General features: G+C 40.0%; 24 protein-coding genes. 17 read left to right on the forward strand and 7 right to left on the reverse strand.

Translation table 11 applies throughout. The annotated features are described in order from the left end of the window. Window positions 1–25: 25 nt before the first annotated feature. A complete protein-coding gene (gene nusB, locus R1T16_RS09350) occupies window positions 26–943 on the reverse strand; it encodes a transcription antitermination factor NusB (protein ID WP_317500831.1) in 918 nt (305 codons plus the stop codon). A gap of 119 nt (window positions 944–1,062) precedes the next feature. After that, window positions 1,063–2,166: a Glu/Leu/Phe/Val dehydrogenase dimerization domain-containing protein gene (locus tag R1T16_RS09355; protein ID WP_317500832.1), complete on the reverse strand. Its 1,104-nt coding sequence runs from the start codon at window positions 2,164–2,166 to the stop codon at window positions 1,063–1,065. Window positions 2,167–2,362: 196 nt separating this feature from the next. Between R1T16_RS09355 and R1T16_RS09360 the strand changes: the two genes are divergently transcribed. Next, window positions 2,363–4,120: an ABC transporter ATP-binding protein gene (locus tag R1T16_RS09360; protein WP_317500833.1), complete on the forward strand. Its 1,758-nt coding sequence runs from the start codon at window positions 2,363–2,365 to the stop codon at window positions 4,118–4,120. Between the two features lie 70 nt (window positions 4,121–4,190). Continuing rightward, window positions 4,191–4,562 carry a PUR family DNA/RNA-binding protein gene (locus tag R1T16_RS09365; RefSeq protein ID WP_317500834.1) on the forward strand — a complete coding sequence of 124 codons (372 nt, stop codon included), beginning with the start codon at window positions 4,191–4,193 and terminating at the stop codon, window positions 4,560–4,562. 241 nt (window positions 4,563–4,803) lie between these two features. Here R1T16_RS09365 and R1T16_RS09370 read toward each other — a convergent pair whose 3' ends face one another. Continuing rightward, window positions 4,804–5,136 carry a tRNA-binding protein gene (locus R1T16_RS09370; protein ID WP_317500835.1) on the reverse strand — a complete coding sequence of 111 codons (333 nt, stop codon included), beginning with the start codon at window positions 5,134–5,136 and terminating at the stop codon, window positions 4,804–4,806. An 83-nt stretch (window positions 5,137–5,219) separates the two neighbouring features. On the opposite strand from R1T16_RS09370, the gene R1T16_RS09375 reads away from it, so the two are divergent. Next, the gene (locus R1T16_RS09375; RefSeq protein ID WP_317500836.1) at window positions 5,220–5,777 is read left to right on the forward strand and encodes a thioredoxin family protein; all 558 of its coding nucleotides are present in this window, start codon (window positions 5,220–5,222) and stop codon (window positions 5,775–5,777) included. A gap of 84 nt (window positions 5,778–5,861) precedes the next feature. On the opposite strand, the gene R1T16_RS09380 is transcribed toward R1T16_RS09375, so the two are convergent. Together R1T16_RS09380 and R1T16_RS09385 are read right to left on the reverse strand one after the other, a co-directional pair. Then, on the reverse strand, window positions 5,862–6,425 hold the full coding sequence (locus R1T16_RS09380; RefSeq protein ID WP_317500837.1) for a hypothetical protein: 564 nt from the start codon (window positions 6,423–6,425) through the stop codon (window positions 5,862–5,864). A gap of 147 nt (window positions 6,426–6,572) precedes the next feature. Next, window positions 6,573–7,505, reverse strand: coding sequence for a peptidylprolyl isomerase (locus R1T16_RS09385; protein ID WP_317500838.1), 933 nt, complete (start codon window positions 7,503–7,505; stop codon window positions 6,573–6,575). A 104-nt stretch (window positions 7,506–7,609) separates the two neighbouring features. Here R1T16_RS09385 and R1T16_RS09390 point away from each other — a divergent pair, with 104 nt between their 5' ends. The 5 genes from R1T16_RS09390 to rplS all read left to right on the forward strand — a co-directional run bounded on the left by R1T16_RS09390 (window position 7,610) and on the right by rplS (window position 10,841). Next, the gene (locus R1T16_RS09390; protein ID WP_317500839.1) at window positions 7,610–8,146 is read left to right on the forward strand and encodes a hypothetical protein; all 537 of its coding nucleotides are present in this window, start codon (window positions 7,610–7,612) and stop codon (window positions 8,144–8,146) included. Further along, window positions 8,143–8,943, forward strand: a complete 801-nt coding sequence (locus tag R1T16_RS09395; protein WP_317500840.1) for a class I SAM-dependent methyltransferase — start codon at window positions 8,143–8,145, stop codon at window positions 8,941–8,943. The genes R1T16_RS09390 and R1T16_RS09395 overlap by 4 nt, the downstream gene beginning before the upstream one ends. A gap of 41 nt (window positions 8,944–8,984) precedes the next feature. Continuing rightward, window positions 8,985–9,437, forward strand: a complete 453-nt coding sequence (locus R1T16_RS09400; protein ID WP_317500841.1) for a DUF1569 domain-containing protein — start codon at window positions 8,985–8,987, stop codon at window positions 9,435–9,437. Window positions 9,438–9,595: 158 nt separating this feature from the next. Then, a complete protein-coding gene (trmD, locus tag R1T16_RS09405) occupies window positions 9,596–10,270 on the forward strand; it encodes a tRNA (guanosine(37)-N1)-methyltransferase TrmD (RefSeq protein WP_317500842.1) in 675 nt (224 codons plus the stop codon). 217 nt (window positions 10,271–10,487) lie between these two features. Then, a complete protein-coding gene (gene rplS, locus R1T16_RS09410; RefSeq protein WP_317500843.1) occupies window positions 10,488–10,841 on the forward strand; it encodes a 50S ribosomal protein L19 in 354 nt (117 codons plus the stop codon). Window positions 10,842–10,963: 122 nt separating this feature from the next. On the opposite strand, the gene R1T16_RS09415 is transcribed toward rplS, so the two are convergent. Both R1T16_RS09415 and R1T16_RS09420 read right to left on the reverse strand, forming a co-directional pair. Continuing rightward, window positions 10,964–11,440, reverse strand: a complete 477-nt coding sequence (locus R1T16_RS09415) for a hypothetical protein (protein ID WP_317500844.1) — start codon at window positions 11,438–11,440, stop codon at window positions 10,964–10,966. A 19-nt stretch (window positions 11,441–11,459) separates the two neighbouring features. Continuing rightward, complete coding sequence (locus tag R1T16_RS09420; protein ID WP_317500845.1) at window positions 11,460–12,137, reverse strand: hypothetical protein; 678 nt, start codon at window positions 12,135–12,137, stop codon at window positions 11,460–11,462. Window positions 12,138–12,335: 198 nt separating this feature from the next. Here R1T16_RS09420 and R1T16_RS09425 point away from each other — a divergent pair, with 198 nt between their 5' ends. The 9 genes from R1T16_RS09425 (at window position 12,336) to R1T16_RS09460 (ending at window position 22,558) form a co-directional block, all read left to right on the forward strand. Further along, window positions 12,336–12,560: a hypothetical protein gene (locus R1T16_RS09425; protein WP_057669573.1), complete on the forward strand. Its 225-nt coding sequence runs from the start codon at window positions 12,336–12,338 to the stop codon at window positions 12,558–12,560. 237 nt (window positions 12,561–12,797) lie between these two features. Continuing rightward, the gene (locus R1T16_RS09430) at window positions 12,798–15,023 is read left to right on the forward strand and encodes an NADP-dependent isocitrate dehydrogenase (RefSeq protein ID WP_317500846.1); all 2,226 of its coding nucleotides are present in this window, start codon (window positions 12,798–12,800) and stop codon (window positions 15,021–15,023) included. A gap of 289 nt (window positions 15,024–15,312) precedes the next feature. Then, complete coding sequence (locus R1T16_RS09435; RefSeq protein ID WP_317500847.1) at window positions 15,313–17,691, forward strand: TonB-dependent receptor; 2,379 nt, start codon at window positions 15,313–15,315, stop codon at window positions 17,689–17,691. Between the two features lie 5 nt (window positions 17,692–17,696). Next, window positions 17,697–18,521: a DUF4249 domain-containing protein gene (locus R1T16_RS09440; protein WP_317500848.1), complete on the forward strand. Its 825-nt coding sequence runs from the start codon at window positions 17,697–17,699 to the stop codon at window positions 18,519–18,521. Between the two features lie 250 nt (window positions 18,522–18,771). After that, the gene (locus R1T16_RS09445; RefSeq protein WP_317500849.1) at window positions 18,772–19,434 is read left to right on the forward strand and encodes a thiamine diphosphokinase; all 663 of its coding nucleotides are present in this window, start codon (window positions 18,772–18,774) and stop codon (window positions 19,432–19,434) included. Window positions 19,435–19,539: 105 nt separating this feature from the next. Then, a complete protein-coding gene (locus R1T16_RS09450) occupies window positions 19,540–19,788 on the forward strand; it encodes a hypothetical protein (RefSeq protein ID WP_317500850.1) in 249 nt (82 codons plus the stop codon). A 37-nt stretch (window positions 19,789–19,825) separates the two neighbouring features. Further along, entirely contained in the window at window positions 19,826–20,059 is a 234-nt protein-coding gene (locus R1T16_RS18415) for a type II toxin-antitoxin system RelE/ParE family toxin (RefSeq protein WP_411162027.1), read from the forward strand. 4 nt (window positions 20,060–20,063) lie between these two features. After that, complete coding sequence (gene uvrB / locus R1T16_RS09455; RefSeq protein ID WP_317500851.1) at window positions 20,064–22,049, forward strand: excinuclease ABC subunit UvrB; 1,986 nt, start codon at window positions 20,064–20,066, stop codon at window positions 22,047–22,049. 122 nt (window positions 22,050–22,171) lie between these two features. Further along, window positions 22,172–22,558: a hypothetical protein gene (locus tag R1T16_RS09460; RefSeq protein WP_317500852.1), complete on the forward strand. Its 387-nt coding sequence runs from the start codon at window positions 22,172–22,174 to the stop codon at window positions 22,556–22,558. Window positions 22,559–22,560 lie beyond the last annotated feature (2 nt).

The following is a 22,560-nucleotide window of genomic DNA, read 5'->3' on the forward strand; positions in this document are numbered from 1 at the left end:
ACTTTAAAAATTTATAATCTGTGTTTTACATTAAACCTCTACCGGTTTTTATTAGTTTGTTGGCTGCCTGGTAATCTTTAACAAGGTTATCCAGGATACCGTTGATAAAAATACTACTTTTTGGAGTAGAATATTCTTTAGCAATCTCAAGATATTCGTTAATGGTTACCTTAACAGGGATTGATGGAAACTTAAGAAATTCGCAAATTGCCATTTTAAGGATAATAGCATCAATCTCTGCAATACGCTCAGTATCCCAGTTTGGTGTCTTATCAATAAATTCTTTGGCAAGCTCAACGTTATTAAGTACTGTTTTACGGAAAAGGTCTTTTACAAAATCCTTGTCATCCATATCCTTATAAAGCCTTGGAACAACAACTGCCTCCTTACCTTCGGCAGGAATAGAGATGCTTCTAAGCTGTTTTGCAATAAGCGTGTTAACCACCGGGATATCATCTACCCAGGTAAGCTTATTGTCTTCAAGGTATTCATACAGCTTTTCGTTAGGTGCAATAACTTCGGTAAAAAGATCGGCGATAAACTCGCGGTCTTCCTCAAAGTTATTCACTTTATTCTGCATGTATTTTTCATATACTTCACTTTTCTTGATATCTTCAAGCAGCAATAGTATATAATCGTCGTTATTTTTCCAGTTGTTTATGTTACGGTCTGCCATGGCAATGCTAAGCGGATTGCTTTCAGCCAGCAGGTGCAGTACTTCGTTATTAATAAACTTTTTGTTTGGATTGCGCTCCTCTGCGGTTGCGAGGTGCTTTTTAGACGATTTTTCAATAAAATCTTCTTCACTGTTCCTTATCTCAACCAATGCTGACAGCATGATAAGATACAAATCACGAATGTTTTCAATACTGTTAAAAAGGAATTTTTCTTCCTTTTCAAGATTGTCTGAATCATTTTGATGCATTGCATAAATTGACTGCATCACTTTAACCCGAATATGTCTTCTGTTTAACATCCGCCTATAAGAACTTTAAAAATTAAGGGAGCGAAAGAAAAACTCTTTCGCTCCGCAAAATTAAGAATAATATTTTTGTACGCTAATTATTTAGCGGTTTCTTTTTTTCTGTCATCAATACGCTGTTGTGCAATTGCAAGAGCAGCCTGGTGCGTAGTGATGTTTTGAGCTTCTGCAAGTGCAAATATCTCAAGTGTGGTATTATAGATATTCTCTGTTCTTCTCATTGCTTCCGCCGAGTCATAACCTACGATCTCTGCATATACGTTGATGATACCACCAGCGTTGATAAGGAAGTCTGGAGCATAAAGGATACCTTTATCTTTAAGGATGTTACCGTGAACAATCTCGTTAGCAAGCTGGTTGTTTGCAGCACCTGCAATTACCCTTGCTTTGATCTTGTCTATAGTAGCATCGTTGATTGTAGCACCAAGTGCACATGGAGCATAGATATCAACATCTGCGCTGTAAACATCGTCACCTGCAAATATAGTAGCACCATATTTAGCAGACACTTCCTGCATCCTTGCTTCGTTGATATCAGATATCTGAACAAGAGCACCTTCTTTAGTAAGGTAATCAATAAGAGTTTCACCTACATGGCCTGTACCCTGTACCAATACTCTTTTACCGTCAAGCTTATCGCTTCCAAACTGGTGCATTGCAGCAGCCTTCATACCCATGTAAACGCCATAAGCAGTTACAGGAGAAGGGTTGCCTGAACCACCTCTTTCTACAGAGATACCTGTAACATGAGGGGTTACATCACGGATAAGGTCCATGTCGGCGGTAGTTGTGCCTACATCTTCTGCAGTAATATATTTTCCGCTAAGGGAATTAACAAACTGTCCGAAACGGGTAATCATTTCAGGAGTTTTATCTATTTTAGAATCACCAATGATAACAGCCTTACCACCGCCAAGGTTAAGTCCCGAGATAGCCGACTTAAAAGTCATACCGCGTGACAGCCTCAGAACGTCGTTAAGCGCTTCCCATTCGTTTGCATACTTCCACATTCTTGTACCTCCTAATGCAGGTCCTAAAACTGTGTTGTGAACACCGATTATTGCTTTTAATCCAGTATCTTTGTCATGGCAAAAAACGATCTGTTCGTGGTCATTAAATGATGCTTGTCCAAAAACAGGGTCAACCTTAGAAAGCTCGTTAGCCTTAATAACTTCTGTTACCATAATAATATTTTTTAAATTTGAACTTTATTTAAAAACAGGAGACAAAATTACACATTATATTAAGATAAGGCAAAATAAAAGTCTTTTTTTACGTATTCTTTAATAAATTAGCTTTGTTTTTGAGAGTTGAAAATCAAACTTTAAACAGTTATTTTAACATTTAAACAAGCAAATAAATTGCATTTGAAAAATTAAGATGAAAGAACTTCAGTATTTAAATAAATATTTTGTAAAATATAAATTTCAATTTCTTCTAGGAATTCTGATAACAATTGTTGCACAAATCTTCTCTTTGTTCACTCCTGAATATATCAAAGATTCGATAACTGCTATAGAAAGCTTTAAAAAAGGCACTTCGACGGCGGCAGATGTGCAGTCTGAGCTGCTAACAAGCATCCTGATGATCATCGGGACGACACTTATTGCAGGTTTCCTGACCTTCTTAATGAGGCAGACGCTTATAGTAATGTCACGCCACGTAGAGTTTGACCTTAAGAATGAGGTATTCCGCCAGTATGAGAACCTGTCGCCAAGCTTCTATAAAAAGAACCGCACAGGCGACCTGATGAACCGCATTAGTGAAGACGTAGGCCGCGTACGCCAGTATGTAGGCCCGGCAATTATGTATACACTAAATACAGTGATAAGTTTTGCAGTAATATCTACCCATATGTTTACGATATCGCCTAAACTTACATTCTATACCTTATTACCCCTGCCTATACTCGCCTACTCTATCTTCTGGATTAGCAAGGAAATCAATAAGCGCAGCACACTATACCAACAAAACATCTCTAAGCTGTCTACCTTTACACAGGAAATGTTCTCTGGCATCAGGATTGTTAAGGCCTATTCGCTTGAAAAACAAAAAGGCGAAGATTTCAAGACACTCTCACGAGACAGCGTTGACAAAAACCTAAGCCTTGCTAAAGTGAACGCCCTGTTTGGCCCATTCATGATACTATTAATAGGCATAAGCAACCTGGTGGTTATTTATGTAGGTGGTATGATGTATGTAAACGGAGACATTGCCGAGATAGGCATCATAGCTCAGTTTATACTTTATATTAACCGACTTACATGGCCGGTAGCGTCCCTGGGATGGATATCGTCTATGATACAGGAGGCCGAAGCATCGCAAAAAAGGATCAATGAGTTCCTTAAGATACAGCCGGATATTCAGAACAACAACCCGAACCATACCCCGGTATTAGGACAGATTGCTTTTAACGATGTTACTTTTACGTATGAAGACACCAATATTACAGCGCTAAAAAATGTCTCGTTTTCTATTAATAAAGGTGAGACAGTAGCCATATTAGGCCGAACAGGATCCGGAAAATCTACAATCCTTTCGCTAATCAGCAGATTGTACGACGTAGAAAAAGGAACAATCGCTGTAGACGGAGAGAACATAGAAGACCTGAACCTGTATGACCTGCGCAACAGCGTGGGGTTCGTGCCTCAGGATGCATTCCTTTTCTCGGACACTATCAGCAACAATATTAAATTTGGCAAAGAAGAAGCTACCCATGAAGAAATTGTAAGCGTTGCCGAAAAAGCAATGGTTCACAACAACATTATTGGCTTCAACAAACAGTACGAAACCATACTGGGAGAACGCGGCATTACACTTTCGGGTGGACAAAAGCAGCGTGTATCTATAGCAAGGGCAATGATAAAAGAGGCCCCGATCTTATTGCTTGACGACTGCCTTTCTGCCGTTGATACCGAAACTGAAGAGGCAATACTTAACAACCTACTTGAATTCTGCAAAGACAAGACAACCATAATTGTGAGCCACAGGGTTTCTTCTGCAAAAAATGCCGACAGGATTATCATCCTTGAAGACGGAGAAATACTACAACAAGGAACTCACAATCAATTGGTAAACCAGGCCGGATATTACAAAGAATTGTACTTAAAACAACTTTCTGAAAAAGAAATGCAATAATTTGTTGGTTTGTTTAGATTTTTTTTAGATTTTTGGATTCGACATAAACCAAATAAAAAGACCGAGGATTATGAGAGAAAATGACATGCTTGAAAAGGAAGAGATCTTTTCAAAAGTATTGAGGGCAGGGCGAAGGACATATTTCTTTGATGTAAGGGCTACTAAGGCTGATGATTATTATATCACCATAACCGAAAGTAAAAAGTTCACTGAAGAAGACGGATCTTTCCATTTTAAGAAACACAAGATCTATCTTTATAAGGAAGATTTTGCTGCCTTTAGAGATATACTTGACGAAATGACATCTTATGTCCTAAACAACAAAGGTGAAGAAGTAATCTCTGAAAGACATCAAAAAGACTTTAGAAGATTATTTGGAGAGAAAGGTGAAGAAGCTGTAACAAGCGAAAGTTTTACCGATGTAAATTTTGACGATATTTAACCAACAACCAACCGTCAGAAAAAATTAAAAAAGTATTAAGTCCGGAATCGTAGTAGGTTTTGGACTTTTTTTTAGCTTCACCCCAGCCCTCTCCAAAGGAGAGGGAGCAGCTTCACTCCATTCGTAATACAACAATACATTAGTGAGGTGTACCGGCATTAGGATATAGCATTTTATCATTCCTGTAGAAATGACAGAACGGTGATCAACCCTGAACGCGAAACCCGACATACAAAATCCCTTACCCAATCCTCAATCCGTTCTCAACCTTAAAATCAGGAGCGAGTAAAATGACATCCCCCTCCTGCCCTACGGCGCCAAGTACCAGGCATTCGCTCATAAATTTGCCAATCTGCTTTTTAGGAAAGTTTACAACAGCAACAATCTGGCGGTTTACCAGATCATCTTTCGTATAACGTTTTGTTATCTGTGCCGATGATTTTCGGATGCCAATTTCAGCACCAAAATCAATGGTAAGCTGATAGGCAGGTTTGCGCGCTTCAGGAAAATCGTTTACTTCGATGATAGTACCAACACGCATTTCGGTTTTTTCAAATTCTTCCCAGGTCAGCATTTGTTATTGTTTTTAGTTTGTGGTTTATTTTTGACTGAAGCACTTAAAATTGCTATCTTGCTAAGATAACAGATTACAACAAAATGGCAAACACTCCATCAAATATGCTTCCGTTAGGCACTATTGCACCTGCATTTTGGCTTAAGGACACCAATTCTAACCACAGCTATTCCTTTGCACAGCTTAAGGGAGAGAAAGGAACGCTGGTCATGTTTATTTGCAACCACTGCCCTTTTGTACACCATGTTATGGAAGAAATCATAATGATAGCTAATGACTACCGCGTACAGGGTATTGGTATTATCGCCATAAGCAGCAATGATATTGAGCGCTACCCCATGGACAGCCCAGAAAAAATGAGTGAGTTTGCTTTTGAAAATAAAATGGACTTTCCGTATTTGTTTGACAACACACAGGAAGCAGCAAAGGCCTATGATGCAGCCTGTACCCCTGATTTTTATTTGTTTGACAGTCAGGATAAATTAGTATACCGTGGACAATTAGATGATTCACGGCCTGCAAACAACATTCCGCTTAGTGGCAGCGACCTGCGCAACGCCATAGACGGCGTGCTTTACAATCGCAGTATTCCCGAAAACCAGAAACCAAGTTTAGGATGTAATATTAAGTGGAAGGTTTAATTTACCAATGTAGTAATTTTTCAATGTAACAATTAGCGCTCCTGAAGCTCAATTGATACATTACCACATTAAGGAACTGATATATTACTTATCAAGTTCCAATACAATATCTACAGGTTTGTTCATTTTTCGGCCAAACTTTATGGCTGCTTGCTGGCTTTCGTTAGAACATAACACATACATATTATACTTGTATAATGGCAGTGTCAGCGTTTTAAATTTACCACCGTTTGCTGCCCCATCAGTATCTTCGATCTTTACAGAAAACTTATCGGCGTCAAAAGTATTGGAAACAGAAAGCAGGTAATTATCTTTTGCAAACGGAAAAAAGTAACGCTCTTTTTTAGCCACAGCGCCTTCTTCCAGTTTTTTGTTATCATCGCCAATAAGGTAATTGAACGAAAACACCATCGGCTGGTTGGCATTCTTAAAACTGTAAAGGTTACCCACATTTACAAGATCTCTCCCAAGGCTGTCAACCACGGTTATCTTAAGGTTTTTGATATTCTCCTTCTTACCTGATTCATGCACATCAAGCACAACATAAGATGTAAAATCATACCCGCAATGCATGGCATTACCTCCCGGCAGCTGTGCTTTAGCCGTTAAACCCAAAAGAGAAACTATAATAAGTACAATGTATTTCATAACTATATGTGTTACTGCAAAAGTATGACTATAGCCTCTTACTTTCAAAAAGTATTCCAATAATTTGGTTGATGGTTGCCGGATTTAAAAAAAGGCCGAAAGATAAATCTTCCGGCCTTCTGATATCTCAATTCTCGCTACTGAGAACTATTTTACGTCTACAAGCTCAACATCAAAGATAAGTGTAGCTCCCGGAGGAATAACACCACCTGCACCGCGCTCACCGTAACCTAAGTGAGAAGGGATAACAAAGCGTGCTTTATCACCTACCTGAAGAAGTGCGATACCTTCATCCCAACCTTCGATAACGTGTCCTTTTCCAAGAGGAAAATCAATAGGCTGTTTTCTTTTGTAAGATGAGTCAAATTCCTGACCGTTCTCTAGAGTACCTTTATAGTGCACAGAAACAGTTTTACCTTTTTCGGCCTGTTTGCCATTACCTTTCTGGATAATTTTATAACGAAGTCCACTTTCAGTCTGTTCAAAACCTGCAGCAAGTTTCTCCATAGCTTCTTCAGCCTGTTTTTTAGCTTCAGCAAGACGTTTTTCACGAGAACCTTCAAAAGTTCTGAATGCTTCAATAGCATTCCATTTTTGAGCCTCTTCGCCAACGCGGATGATCTCAACGCTTTCAAGAGCATCATTACCCTGAATTGCATCTACAACATCCTGTCCTTCTACAACTTTACCAAACACAGTGTGCTTGTCATCTAACCAAGGTGTAGCCACGTGAGTGATGAAGAACTGAGAACCGTTTGAACCAGGACCTGCATTAGCCATAGATAGCACACCAGGTGTATCATGCCTAAGCGATGGGTGGAACTCATCATCAAATTGGTAACCCGGGCCGCCTGTACCTGTACCAAGCGGGCATCCACCCTGTATCATGAAATCAGAGATAACACGGTGAAATTTAAGTCCGTTATAATATGGTTTGCCCTGAGGCTTAATGTCATTTTCAAGATTACCTTCTGCAAGGCCTACGAAGTTACCAACTGTTCCCGGAGTAAGATCGTGTGTAAGCTTTACAAGGATAGCACCTTTAGCGGTGTTGAATTTTGCGTAAATTCCGTTTTCCATTATTGTCGTTGTTTATTTTGAAGATGCAAATTTACAAATTAATTCACTATCTTCATTACCTTCCTGTCATAACAAAAGTTTAAATTTAATTGTAAAATTATATTATGGAATTCAGAGCAATAAGAACCTGTAAAAATTGTGGAAGTGAAGATGAATATGCCTTATCTAAGATTGATGCTGCGTTTTCATTAAAATATGATTTAATACAAAGCAAAAAATGCACTAAATGCAACTCAGATAAATGGTCTGAAATTAAATATCCAAGCCCTTATCTGGACAAAGAGTTACTTGATATATGGGGTGCCGATTTAGACCTAAACTTTATGGATCAGGACGAAGATATTATACTTGCTGAAGAGGAGAATTTACCATTATTTTTAGAGGCTATTGACAATAAACGCTATCCTCAGTCTAAATTAAATATACTTCTGTCAGCATTATGTATTCTTGCTTATGATAACATCATTGCGCCTGAAGAATATACAGCTGCTGAAAATATACATCGAAAAGCAAAAGCTGACAGAGTTATAAATGAGCTTACAAAAAGAAAACACCTGTTAACCAACCTTAGCTGGGAAATTATGGACTATATAAAAGAAGTGATATTCCCAAGACTTGACATAAAAATACCTGTAAAATGAAAAAAGAAGACGACTATCTCGCCATAAATAAGAAAGCCTGGAACGATAAGACTGAAGTGCATGCCGGCTCAGAATTCTATGATACGCCCTCATTCCTGGCAGGAAGAAACACCTTAAACGAAATTGAACTTGCGCTTTTAGGCGATGTTACCGGAAAAAAAATATTACACCTGCAATGCCATTTTGGGCAGGACACTATCTCTTTTACCCGCATGGGTGCACAGGCTACAGGCGTAGACCTTTCAGACAAAGCTATTGATACTGCTCGCGACCTTTCGGTTCAGACAGAAGCGCACACCCGGTTCATCTGTTCTGATGTATACAGCCTACACGAACACCTTAATGAAGAGTTTGATATCATATTTACCAGCTATGGAACGATCGGCTGGCTGCCGGATCTTGAAAAATGGGCATGGACAATATCTAAATTCCTAAAGCCCGGCGGCACATTTGTTTTTGCCGAGTTTCACCCTGTAGTTTGGATGTACGACCCTAATTTTGAAAAGGCTTCGTACCGCTACTTTAAAAGTGATGCCATTATTGAAACCGAACTGGGCACTTATGCCGACCTTACCGCGCCGGCAGAATATGAAACGATTACCTGGAACCACAGCATAAGCGAAGTTGTTAACAACCTGATAGAAGCAGGATTAGAAATAAACACCCTTAATGAATATGACTACTCCCCTTACAACTGTTTCAGGGGTACTGTAGAGTTTGAACCGGGTAAATTCAGGATTGCACACTTAGGTGATAAAATACCTATGGTATATGCTATTAAAGCGACGAAAAAGTAAGCCATTTTATTATTATTTTTGCAGTTCAAAACAAACTAACAATGGAAAGCATATTCACTCCTCAGGGAAACAAAAATATAATAGACCGCATTGAACAGCTAAGCCCAATCAGCCTTTCGCAATGGGGTAAAATGACAGTAAGCCAGATGCTGGAACACTGCCAGCAGCCTATAAAGGTAGCTTATGGCACCCTGCACGTAAAACCGCAGCGCCTTATGAGCTTCTTATTTGGCAAATCGGCCAAGAAGAAACTGGCAAGCCGACAGCCTTTTGGCAAAGGGATGCCTACAGCGCAGGAGTTCAAAATAACACGTGAACCTAATTTTGAAATCGCAAAAAAAGAACTTATTGAGCTTATTGAGGTTTTTGCAAAAGAAGGCCATGCAGCTATAAAAATAGAAAAACACCCTTTCTTTGGCCACATGACCCACCACGAATGGGATTTGCTGCAATGGAAACACCTTGACCACCACCTAAGGCAGTTTGGAGTTTAATTAAAATGACAATGTAGCAATTCCCTAATGTAACAATTTAGTTTAGTGAACCTTAGCTGTTGCATTAGAAAATTAAGATTTTGATAAATTAAAAACAGTAATTTTGCCGGCATAAGTAATTGTTAGATTAAGCAATTGCTACATTGAATAATTATCGCATGAGAATAGACATCATTACCGTACTTCCTGAATTATTAAGAAGCCCTTTTGAAGCATCAATACTTAAACGTGCCCAGGACAAAGGCATCGTAGAAGTACACCTTCATAATCTAAGGGATTACAGCACCAACAAGCACAAAAACGTAGACGATTACCAGTTTGGCGGTGGTGCAGGTATGGTCATGATGGTAGAACCCATAGATGCCTGTATTACAAAATTGAAATCGGAGCGCGAGTATGACGAGGTTATATATATGAGCCCCGATGGCGAAACCCTTAACCAGGGCATGGCAAACCGTATGTCGCTGCTTAAGAACATCATTATACTTTGCGGACATTATAAGGGTGTAGACCAGCGTGTACGCGATCATTTTATTACAAAGGAAATATCAATAGGTGATTTTGTGCTTTCGGGTGGCGAGCTTGCAGCAGCAGTAGTAGCAGATAGCATCATCCGCCTCATACCGGGTGTATTGAGCAACGAGACATCGGCACTGACAGACAGTTTTCAGGACAACCTGCTCTCCCCTCCTATATATACACGCCCTGCGGAATATAAAGGCTGGAAAGTACCGGATATCTTATTAAGCGGCAACTTTGCCAACATAGACAAGTGGCGTGAAGACATGGCTTTAGAACATACTAAAACCAGAAGGCCAGATCTTTTAGAATAAATATTTGTTTCAAGTTAAAAGTTTAAAGTTATAAAAAACAAGTATGTATTGATTATCAACACTTTGTCATCTTATTTTTTTTTAAACCGAAACTTTAAAAAAAACTCTGAAATTTTAAACTTTAAACAAAAAACTTCTATATTTGCACCCTCATTCGGACCAACCTCTGGCGATAATCGTGAATGTTGCTTTGAATCAATCACTTAAAAATAAAATCATGTCTGATTTAATTAAATTTGTACAAGACGAATTTGTAACAAGAAAAGATTTCCCTGAATTTAACGCAGGAGACACCATCACTGTTTATTACGAAATTAAAGAGGGTGAAAAAACAAGAACTCAGTTCTTTAAAGGTGTTGTAATCCAAAAAAGAGGTCCTGGATCAACTCAAACATTTACAATCCGTAAAATGTCTGGAGCTGTAGGTGTAGAGCGTATTTTCCCGCTTAACATGCCGGCCCTTCAAAAAATTGAACTTAACCAAAGAGGTAAAGTTAGAAGAGCTCGTATATTCTACTTCCGTGAACTTACTGGTAAAAAAGCTAAGATCAAAGAAAGAAGAAGAAGATAGTCTTTTCTCAGAGATATACAGGAATCCCATCTGCTACGGCACGATGGGATTTTTTTTGATATTACTAAACAAAAAAGGCAGCCTTAAACCGACTGCCTATTGTAACATCAGATATACTTTATTTAAAATTTAAAGTAGGGACCATACTCCTTAGTCAACTCCATAACCAGATTAGAAGTAATATCAGGACATATTTCTAGTGATTCTGCCAAATACAAGTAAAGCTCTTCATTATTTTTCATAATCTCCCAGTTAGCCATTACTATTTTATAATCTTCGGCTTCAGCTTCAGCACAATCTTTAAAACCTGTTTTTTCAATATTATTTAGCACCCAGTCATTTACTGTAGATTCTTCTTCACGCCAATTTCTTTTAGCATAATGCGCCTTTGCCATATAGTCCCGAACGAGAATCATATATTTTTTTGATTCTTCTGAGTCCAGCATCTTCTTATACATAGTTTTAAGCTTTACATACCGTTCAGTATACTCATTTGTACCCTGAAAACAAGGCTCTTTCCTATTAACATCATTTTGCGATTGCATCGTGTAGGTACAGAAAAGAAATAGCGCAGAAAATAACAGCATTAAATTTTTCATAATAGTAGATTTCTAATTTTTAATCCTCATCACAATCGTCAATACAATTATCATACTGGTTTGCGAGAAAAGTTAGTTGACCACTATACTTTTCAGTTAAATCAGCGATAGATTTAGAAGTATTGTAAGGCCCAAAAGTAAATCTATTTTTAGCTATCTTTGCAATAGCTTCATTAAATGCTGTCGTGGCAGCCTTAACACTACCCTGATACTGATCCCAACAAGAACATGATTGATAAGGCGTAAGCTGAGGCAACTCATTAATAAGATGATTATAATAAGCTTTCGAACCTTCCGGCTCAGCCGCTAATGCATCATAGAAACCGAGATTAGCCTGAAAAACTAGTAAAGTTTTATCAGTTATTAGCCTCCATTCCGCAACAGCCTGATTATAACTAATGAAGTCAGTATCAGAAATATTTGCATTAATCCAGTCTAAAAATTCCTCTCCTGGCTTCAAATCCATCATTGGACCAGTATAATGCATTTTATTATTGAAACTATTTCTTAATGATTTTAATTCAATATAATCAGAAGAAGTTACCATTTCATTATATAAAGAATCTAGACGACTACTCCCTGATTTTTGCTGAAATCCAGCTCTCGAATTTGCATTATTATCTGTGGATTCTTCATTTGAACATGCTGCAAATATAACTAAAAAAGTTGCAGCTAAAAACAACGAAAATTTTTTCATAATCTAAAATAAATAATATTGGTTAATGCTTACTTCAAGCTTTAAGGCCTTTGTTTCAGCTTATTCAGGGCCAGATATCTTTTATAAAACTATTTATTTTAATTGTAAGTAATAGCTTAAAAAAAAAAAACGATTAACTGCATATTATCCAGATGAAATACATTTTATGTTATTTCTATTAATGATTACCTTTACCCCATGGATCCGATTTTTATAAAAATAGCCGATATACGCGGCGGCGTACACTTTGTAAATATTAAGCATATTTATGAGGTAGAAGAAGTTACAAGCGCAAAAGCAAAACTTACCCATGTAAGGTATTATTCTATCCCAGACTGCAAAGGACAAATAAACAAGGTAATTACTAAAGAATTTACCAATGTGCTGCTGGAAAGGATAAACCAGCTTAAGGAAAAACCCTAACCAATAATAAGGCGCATCGCTTCCTTAAAATATTGCGAATAGTAAAATAACTATAACGATTTTTTACCGATTTACCAACAGCCTGTTACATAAGATTTTCCTATATTTGCGAGCCTTGTTTACAGTAAGGAAGCACTAAACGCGCCTTGTTGTAAGCAACTCAAACAAACACTCAAGTAACATATTAATAATCAGCCTTTCGGCATTTGCCGGAAGGGTCATTAAACAACAAACGCAATGTCCAAAACATCAAAGATCATTTATACGATAACTGATGAGGCCCCTATGCTGGCCACCCATTCATTACTTCCTATTGTGCAGGCATTTACTGCACCTGCCGGAATAGAAGTTGAAACCCGCGACATATCTCTTGCCGGAAGGATACTTGCTAACTTCCCGGAAAACCTTACTGACAGCCAGAAAATAGGCGATGCGCTTACAGAACTTGGCCAGCTGGCTAACACTCCTGAAGCTAACATCATTAAGCTTCCTAACATTTCTGCTTCACAACCTCAGCTTAAAGCTGCAATCAAAGAACTTCAGTCTCAAGGCTATAACATCCCTGACCTTCCTGAAGAGGCAAAAACAGATGAAGAAAAAGCGATCAAAGCTAAATATGCTAAAGTATTAGGATCTGCAGTTAACCCTGTACTACGTGAAGGCAACTCTGACCGCAGGGCTCCTAAAGCTGTTAAGAATTACGCAAAAGCACACCCGCACTCAATGGGTAAATGGTCTGCTGATTCTAAAACTCACGTTGCAAGCATGACAGAAGGTGACTTCTACGGCAGCGAGAAATCGGTTACTGTAAAAGAAGCTACTGACGTTAAGATAGAATTTACTGCAAACGACGGTACTGTTACCGTTCTTAAAGCAAGCACTCCGCTTAAAGCAGGAGAAATAATAGACAGCTCTGCACTTAGCCTTAACAAGCTGAAAGCATTTATTGCTAAAGAAGTGGAAAGCGCTAAACAACAGGGAGTCCTTTTCTCTGTTCACCTTAAGGCTACCATGATGAAGGTTTCTGACCCTATCATCTTTGGTGCTATTGTAGAGGTATTCTACAAAGATGTTTTCGAAAAATATGCTGACCTTTTCAAAGAACTTGGCGTAGATACACGTAACGGACTTGGCGATGTTTATGCTAAAATAGCAGGAAACGCTAAAGAAGCTGAAGTTAAAGCGGCTATCGATGCTGTTTACACTACCGGCCCTGCCCTTGCAATGGTAAACTCTGATAACGGAATTACCAACCTACACGTGCCAAGTGACGTAATTGTTGATGCCTCTATGCCGGCAATGATACGTACATCAGGCCAGATGTGGAATGCAGAAGGCAAAAGCCAGGATACTAAAGCGATCATCCCGGACAGGTGCTATTCTGGTGTTTATGTAGCTACTATCGAAGACTGCAAAAAACACGGTGCATTCAACCCGTCAACAATGGGAAGCGTACCTAACGTAGGGCTTATGGCTCAAAAAGCGGAAGAATACGGATCTCACGACAAAACATTCCAGGCTGCTGCCAATGGTGTTGTTAAAGTTACAGACAACAATAACGGTACTGTATATATGGAACAGAATGTTGAGGCTGGTGATATCTTCAGGATGTGCCAGACAAAAGACGCTCCTATCCAGGACTGGGTTAAGCTTGCTGTAAACCGTGCAAGGCTATCGGCTACACCAGCTATATTCTGGTTAGACGAAAACAGGGCGCACGATGTACAGATCATCAACAAAGTAAACACGTACCTTAAAGACCACGATACTAACGGCCTTGATATCCGTATCATGAACCCGGTAGATGCTACTAATTTCTCTCTTGAGAGAATCCGTAAAGGAGAAGATACTATCTCTGTAACAGGAAACGTACTGCGTGACTACCTTACAGATTTATTCCCAATCCTTGAGCTTGGTACATCGGCAAAAATGCTTTCTATCGTTCCTCTTATGAACGGCGGCGGATTGTTTGAAACAGGTGCGGGAGGTTCTGCCCCTAAACACGTTCAGCAGTTCACCGAAGAAGGTTACCTTCGTTGGGATTCTCTTGGTGAGTTTCTTGCTCTTGGTGTATCATTAGAGCACCTTGGACAGACTTTAGACAATTCTAAAGCACTTGTATTAAGCGAAACGCTTGACGCTGCTAACGAGAAATTCCTTGAGAATGACAAGTCTCCGGCACGTAAAGTAGGCGAAATTGATAACCGCGGTTCTCACTTCTACCTTGCGCTTTACTGGGCTCAGGCGCTTGCTGCGCAAACTAAAGATGCTGAACTTAAAGCTAAATTTGAGGAGATCGCTAAAGACCTTACTGAAAACGAAGCTAAGATTGATGCTGAACTTATTGGTGCGCAAGGCAAGCCACAGGAAATAGGCGGTTACTACCACCCTGACTATGAGCTTACCGACAAAGCAATGAGGCCAAGTGCAACATTTAATGCAATACTCGCAAAACTGGTTTAATCCTGTTTTGAATTCATATTTAAAAGCTATCCGAGAGGGTAGCTTTTTTATTGCCCTATTTTGTCAACCTGACATTAACCCCCTTACTAATAGGGTTTGGTATAAAAAATAAGCGGTTTCGTATTAAAAAACTGTAAAATCGTGTAACACATCATAATTAACCGCGTCTAATTTCGTTATAAGAAAAACTTTAAACAATGTATCTATAAAACACGGAAAACAAATCCGACCGTTCAATCATCAATCAATCGCGGGATAGCCCCTACATCCCGTTAAAACCAAATCAAACATGATCTTACAAAAAAAAGGATACCTCACGGTATTCCTTATGTTCATTATGGCCAGTGTATTCGCTCAGGAAAAATTTACCCTCAGCGGTACAATATCAGACAACAGCAGCAACGAAACCCTTATTGGCGCAAGCGTTTATATTAAGGAGCTTCAAAAAGCTGTTTCAACAAACGAATACGGCTTCTTCTCTATCTCTCTTCCGTCAGGCATATATACCGTTCAGGTTAGTTATGTAAGCTTTATCGGCAAAGAAGAAATTATTAACCTCAACAGTAATATTCGAAAGAATTTCAGCCTTGAACAAGACAGCAAAGTACTTGACGAGGTGGTAATTACTAACAATGTTAAGCGCGCCGAAATACGTAAACCCGAAATGAGTGTTAACAGGCTTACTGCCGAGGAAATAAAGAAAATGCCCGTGGTAATGGGCGAAGTTGATGTACTTAAATCGCTGCTCACACTGCCGGGAGTAACCAATGCAGGTGAAGGCGCGTCTGGGTTTAACGTGCGAGGAGGATCGGCAGACCAAAACCTTATATTGCTTGACGAAGCCACCATTTACAATTCATCACACTTATTCGGGTTCTTTTCGGTATTTAATTCAGATGCCATAAAAGAACTTAAACTATATAAAGGGGGAATTCCCGCCCGCTTCGGCGGAAGGTTATCATCGGTACTGGATATCTACCAAAAAGAAGGTAATAATAAAGAATTTCACATGACAGGCGGTATAGGCGCCATATCAAGCCGTTTACTTGCAGAAGGTCCTATCGTTAAAGACAGGGGATCATTCCTTATTGGCGGAAGGGCGTCGTATGCACACCTCTTTTTAAAAGCGTCGGGAAGCGATAACTCAGCGTATTTCTATGACCTGAACACCAAATTAAGCTATAAGCTTGGTGAGAATGACAACTTGTACCTTTCGGGCTACTTTGGGCGCGACCTGCTGGACATCAGCGACAGCTTTAATAACGTATATGGTAATGCCGTTTTAAACCTACGCTGGAACCACCTTTTCAGCGATAAGCTGTTTGCCAATACCAGCCTTATATACAGCGATTACTATTATGGGCTGGAACTTGGGTTCGTAGGCCTTAAATGGGATTCGGGCATAAAGAACTACAACTTTAAGTACGACCTGAAGCACTACATAAGCGACAAATTCAAACTGAACTACGGTGTTAATGCCATTTATTATGACTTTAACCCCGGAACAGTAACCCCAATAGGTGAAGATTCATCCATCAACCGTGACCAGCTTGAAAAGAAACACGCTTTTGAGCCTGCCCTGTATGTAGATGCAGAACATCAGCTTAGCGACAGGATAAGCGTGAGCTACGGGCTGCGTTACAGTATGTTTTACAGATTGGGTTCGCAGAATATGAATATCTATGCCAACGACCAGGCTGTAACCTTTGACCAGCAGCTTAAGATATATGAGAAAGGAACGCCCATAGGCACCGAGTTTTACAGGAGCGGCAAGACCATAGCCGACTTCAGCAACTTTGAGCCGCGTGCCTCTATATCGTATATGCTGAATGAAGATCAGTCGGTAAAAGCCAGCTATAACCGTATGGCGCAGTACCTGCACCTTATTACCAATACCTCATCGCCTACCCCTCTGGACGTATGGGCGCCGAGTGATAACTTTACAAAACCCGAACTGCTTGACCAGTTTGCCGTAGGTTATTTTGCCAACTTTAAAGATGATACCTACACTCTTGAAGTTGAATCATTCTATAAAAAGATAAAAAACAAGCTTGACTACATAGACGGCGCCGACCTGATTGCTAACAAAGCGATTGAACAGGTTCTACTTAACGGAAAGGCCAGGTCATACGGACTCGAACTGCTTCTACGCAAAAACAAAGGAAAGCTTACAGGATGGGTATCGTATACCCTTTCACGCTCTGAACAGCAGACACCGGGGCGTGCACCGGGAGAAACAGGGATAAATAACGGCGAATGGTACCGTGCGGGTTACGACAAGCTGCACAACCTGTCGGTCACAGGATCGTACCAGTACACCAACAAGTGGTCGTTTGGGGCAATATTCGTGTTACAGTCTGGGCAGCCTGCCACCTACCCTACAGGACAATACCAATATGGCGATATAAATATACCCGTATTTGGTTCAAGGAATGGCGACCGCCTGCCTATCTATCACCACTTAGATATTTCGGCCACCTATGTGCCTAAGCCTGATAAAAAACAAGGCTGGCAGGGCGAATGGGTATTTAGCATCTACAACCTGTACAACAGGCAGAATTCGGCCTCCATAACCTTCAGGCAGAACGAAGACAGCGGAAGAAACGAAGCCGTAAGGCTCTCGATCTTTGGAGTTATTCCAAGTGTAACATACAATTTTAAATTCTAAGCATCATGAAAAACATACGATATATAATCCTTATCATGGCAGCGGTTTTCTTTACAGCCTGCGAAGAAGTGGTAGATGTAGACCTTGACACCTCTAACCCAAGACTCGTGATAGATGCGTCCATCAACTGGATAAAGGGTACCGCAGGAAACGAGCAGACCATCAGGCTTACCACTACCGGAAGCTATTATGAAAACACCGTACCTGTAGTTTCGGGCGCTACCGTGTTTGTAACCAACAGCGCTAATACTGTCTTCAATTTTATTGAAACACCAGGCACCGGCCAGTACCTGTGTACTAACTTTGAACCGGTTATAGGCGAAACCTACACGCTTACTGTTCAGCATGACGGCGAAACGTTTACAGCTGCCGAAACACTGTACCCTACACCTGATGTTGAGAACATTACCCAACAGAATGACGGTGGCTTTACCGGTGATGAGATCGAAGTAAAATATTATTATAAAGACAACGGTGACGAAGATAACTTTTACCTTGTGCGCATAGATACAGATATTTATCCTTTTCCCAGGTATGGCGCTCGCAGCGATGAGTTCCAGCAGGGAAATTTACAGTCGGTTTCCATATCAGATGAAGATTTAGAGGCAGGTAAATTACTTAACTTTAAACTGTATGGCATATCAGAGCGTTATTACAATTATATGTCGATCATAATATCAATGGTTGAAGGCGGTGCCGGAAGCGGGCCTTTCCAGACCCCTCCGGTTAATGCACGCGGTAATATCGTAAACCAGACTAACGAAGGAAATTTTGCACTGGGCTATTTTAGATTAGGAGAAGTTACAGCTGTTGAGTATACGATACAATAGATTTATAAGTCATAAAGTCGAAAGTCATAAAGTCTTGACGCCATATATTTAAAATATGTATGTAACTTTGAGGTGGCCGTCTCAAAGGTGTCATTTTGAGCGGAACGAAGTGCAGTCGAAAAATCTCAATAGAGTAATTTTGAGATTTCTCCACTTCGCTACGCTACGGTCGAAATGACAGAACGTCTATAAAATTACTTTTCAGACAGCCCCTGTTACTTTATGACTTTATAAACTTTAGACCCAAGAAATGTCATCACACCATATAGTACGCGACGACCAGGAACCCGCTTTAATAATTGCCAATGGCGCAGAATGCAGCAGGGAATTGCTGGGTCAGCTTTTGGAATGGTCGCCCCTGGTGATTGTACTTGATAGCGCCATGAACCGGGTACTTGACCTGGGCATTAAAGTAGATGTCCTGCTGGGCGATTTTGACCGTGGTTTTGACCCTGATTATTTTCTGGAAAAGCAGTATCCGTTAGAAATCGTACATACACCTGACCAGGACAAAACCGATCTTGAAAAAGCTTTTGACTACCTGGTAACACGCGGCATTCCCGCGGCAAATGTTATCTGGGCTACCGGTAAACGCGCCGACCACACCATTACCAACATAACTAACATTGTACGTTTTCGCGACAAACTGAAAATTGTAGTGCTGGACGACCATTCTAAAGTGTTCCTGCTGCCTAAAAAGTTTGAAAAATGGTATCCGGCAGGTACTCCCCTTTCGCTTATCCCCGTCGGGAAGGTATCGGGTATCGACAGTAAAAACCTGAAATATGAACTAAGCAACGACGAACTCACAATTGGCTACCGTACCGGAAGCAGTAACGAAGCGCTTAATGACGGCGTCGTACTGATAAAGCATAAGGACGGTGACCTGCTGATGATGGAATGTTTTGATTAAAAGTTGATTTTTGCTATAGTCTTTCGGTTATCCAGATGTTACAAATAACCAAATGGACAAATAACCAAATCAACATTTTAGTATATTTGTGTAAATATATTTGCCATGAATACTTTAGAATTAAAAAACATCGTGATTTCGCAAATTTCACAAATTGAGGACAAGTCATTTCTTTCTGCCCTTAAGACTATTTTAGATTCTAAATCGAAAGAAAAAATCACGCTTTCTAAGCATCAAATAGAGGAAATTAATGACTCTAAAAAAGAAATAGCGAACAATCAGTTTCAGGATAACGATTCTTTAGATAAAGAAATTAAGCAATGGCTGACAGAAAAAAATTATATGGTCGTCTAATGCAAAGCGTAAACTTTTAGCCATTTTAGAATTTTTCATAGAACGAAATAAAAGCAAGACCTACTCTGCAAAGCTTTATAAAACATTTCAGAAACAGTTACTTGTTGTACAGAAAAGTCCGGATATTGGCACAAAAACTAATATGAAGGATGTGCGAGGGCTTATCGTTTTAGATTACACCTTGTTTTATGAAGTAACAGATAATAGTATTATCGTTCACACGGTTTGGGACAACAGACAAAATCCCAAAGATCAAAAAATCAAAAAATAACAGAATGAGATTCAACGTAGTATCTGAATATAAACCTACGGGCGACCAGCCCCAGGCCATAAAAGAACTTAGTGCGGGAATTGATGCAGGAGAACGTTTCCAGACGCTGCTGGGGGTTACAGGTAGTGGTAAGACCTTTACCATGGCCAATGTTATCCAGGAGGTGCAGAAACCCACATTAGTACTGGCACATAACAAAACGCTTGCGGCACAGCTGTACAGCGAGTTCAAACAATTTTTTCCTAACAATGCGGTGGAGTATTTTGTATCGTACTACGACTACTACCAGCCCGAAGCCTATATACCCGTTACAGGAACCTACATAGAAAAAGACCTTTCCATTAACGAGGAGCTGGAAAAGATGCGCCTTAGCACCACCTCTTCCCTGCTTTCGGGCAGGCGCGATATTATCGTGGTGGCATCGGTTTCGTGTTTGTACGGTATCGGTAACCCGGTGGAGTTTCAGAAGAATGTGGTATCTATTGCCCGTGGCGAAATGATATCGCGTACCAAGCTGCTGCACCGTTTAGTACAGAGCCTTTATGCACGTACTGAAGCCGACTTTACTCCCGGCACCTTCCGCATTAAAGGCGACACGGTAGAGGTTTTCCCGAGTTATGGCGACGAGCCTTTCCGTATCCACTTTTTTGGTGATGAGATTGAAGAAATAGAAGCGTTTGATAAAGCAACCTCTAAAGTTATAGAACGTTATGACAGGCTGAACATTTACCCTGCCAATATGTTTGTTACCAGTCCCGATGTGCTTCAGGGCGCTATCTGGGACATTCAGCAGGATTTAGTAAAACAGGTTGATTATTTTAAAGAAATAGGCAAACACCTTGAAGCAAAACGCCTTGAAGAGCGTACCAATTTTGACCTTGAGATGATCCGCGAACTAGGCTACTGTTCGGGTATTGAGAATTACTCGCGCTACCTTGACCGACGCCTGCCAGGCACACGACCGTTCTGCCTGCTTGATTACTTCCCTAAGGATTACCTTATGGTTATTGACGAAAGCCACGTAACGGTGAGCCAGGTGCATGCCATGTACGGCGGTGACCGTTCACGTAAAGAGAACCTTGTGGAGTTTGGTTTCCGACTTCCTGCCGCGATGGACAACCGTCCGCTTAAGTTCGAGGAATTTGAAGCCATGCAGAACCAGGTGGTCTATGTAAGTGCTACGCCTGCCGACTATGAAATGCAGAAATCAGGCGGTGTATATGTAGAGCAGATCATAAGGCCTACGGGGCTATTAGACCCAATTATCGAGGTTCGCCCGAGCCTTAACCAGATAGATGACCTTATTGAAGAAATACAGCAGCGTGTGGAACTTGACGAACGTGTACTTGTTACCACGCTGACCAAACGTATGGCCGAAGAGCTTGCAAAATACCTGACAAAGGTATCTATACGATGCCGTTATATCCACTCTGAGGTAGACACGCTGGAGCGTGTAGAGATCATGCAGGATTTACGACGCGGAATATTTGACGTGCTTATTGGTGTAAACCTTTTAAGAGAAGGGCTTGACTTACCCGAGGTTTCGCTTGTGGCGATACTGGATGCCGATAAAGAAGGGTTTTTGAGAAGCAACCGTTCGCTTACACAGACAGTAGGCCGTGCAGCACGTAATGTAAACGGTAAAGCCATTATGTATGCCGATAAGATTACCGACAGTATGCAGCGCACCATTGATGAAACCAACTACAAACGTGAGAAACAGCACAACTATAATGTTGCACACGGTAAGGTGCCTATGTCGCTGAACAAGAAGATTGAGAAGAACACCCTTGGCAGAAGTGAAGCCTACAAGCTCGAACACGCCCCAAAAATTGCCGCCGAACCTGATACTACCTATATGGCAAAAGGCGATATAGAAAAAATCATTCGCGATAAGCGTAAATCCATGGAAAAAGCCGCTAAAGAACTTGATTTCTTAATGGCTGCAAAACTGAGGGATGAAATTAAAGCGTTGCAGGAGAAGGTATGATCAATACTATGTTTACAATTTTTTCAATAATTGCCGTTGCGTCAATATCCTGCACAGTAATAGTTTTAATATTTTATATATTCAGATATCAGGATTCTGTTCAGGAAGCTAACAGGCGCTTTATGAAAAGTGCATTGGGAGTTATATGTACTGTTAATTTTATAATCTCTGCCCTGTGTGCAACTTTTATACATAATAGAATGATTGCATATGCTGAGAAAGAAATAAATTCTATTATAAAAGCTTCACCACAGGTATATGTTAATGGTAAAACACATAGTAAAGAAATTTTAGATGATATAAAAAATATCAAAAAAAACTCCGGAAGCAGAGTCTGGAGTGATTCTGTGATTTCGATAAAAATGATAAAAGATAAAACTGTTATTGAAATAAATGCTTTCAGAAACAGAGATGATTCAATATTATATAGTATTTATTATCCTAAATATAATTTAACAAGGATTAATGCTATAGGAGAAATAAGAACAAAACAGTTGAATGATTATTAGTT

Origin of the sequence: Flavobacterium sp. DG1-102-2 (genome assembly GCF_033042555.1) — a bacterium.
GTDB lineage: Bacteria > Bacteroidota > Bacteroidia > Flavobacteriales > Flavobacteriaceae > Flavobacterium.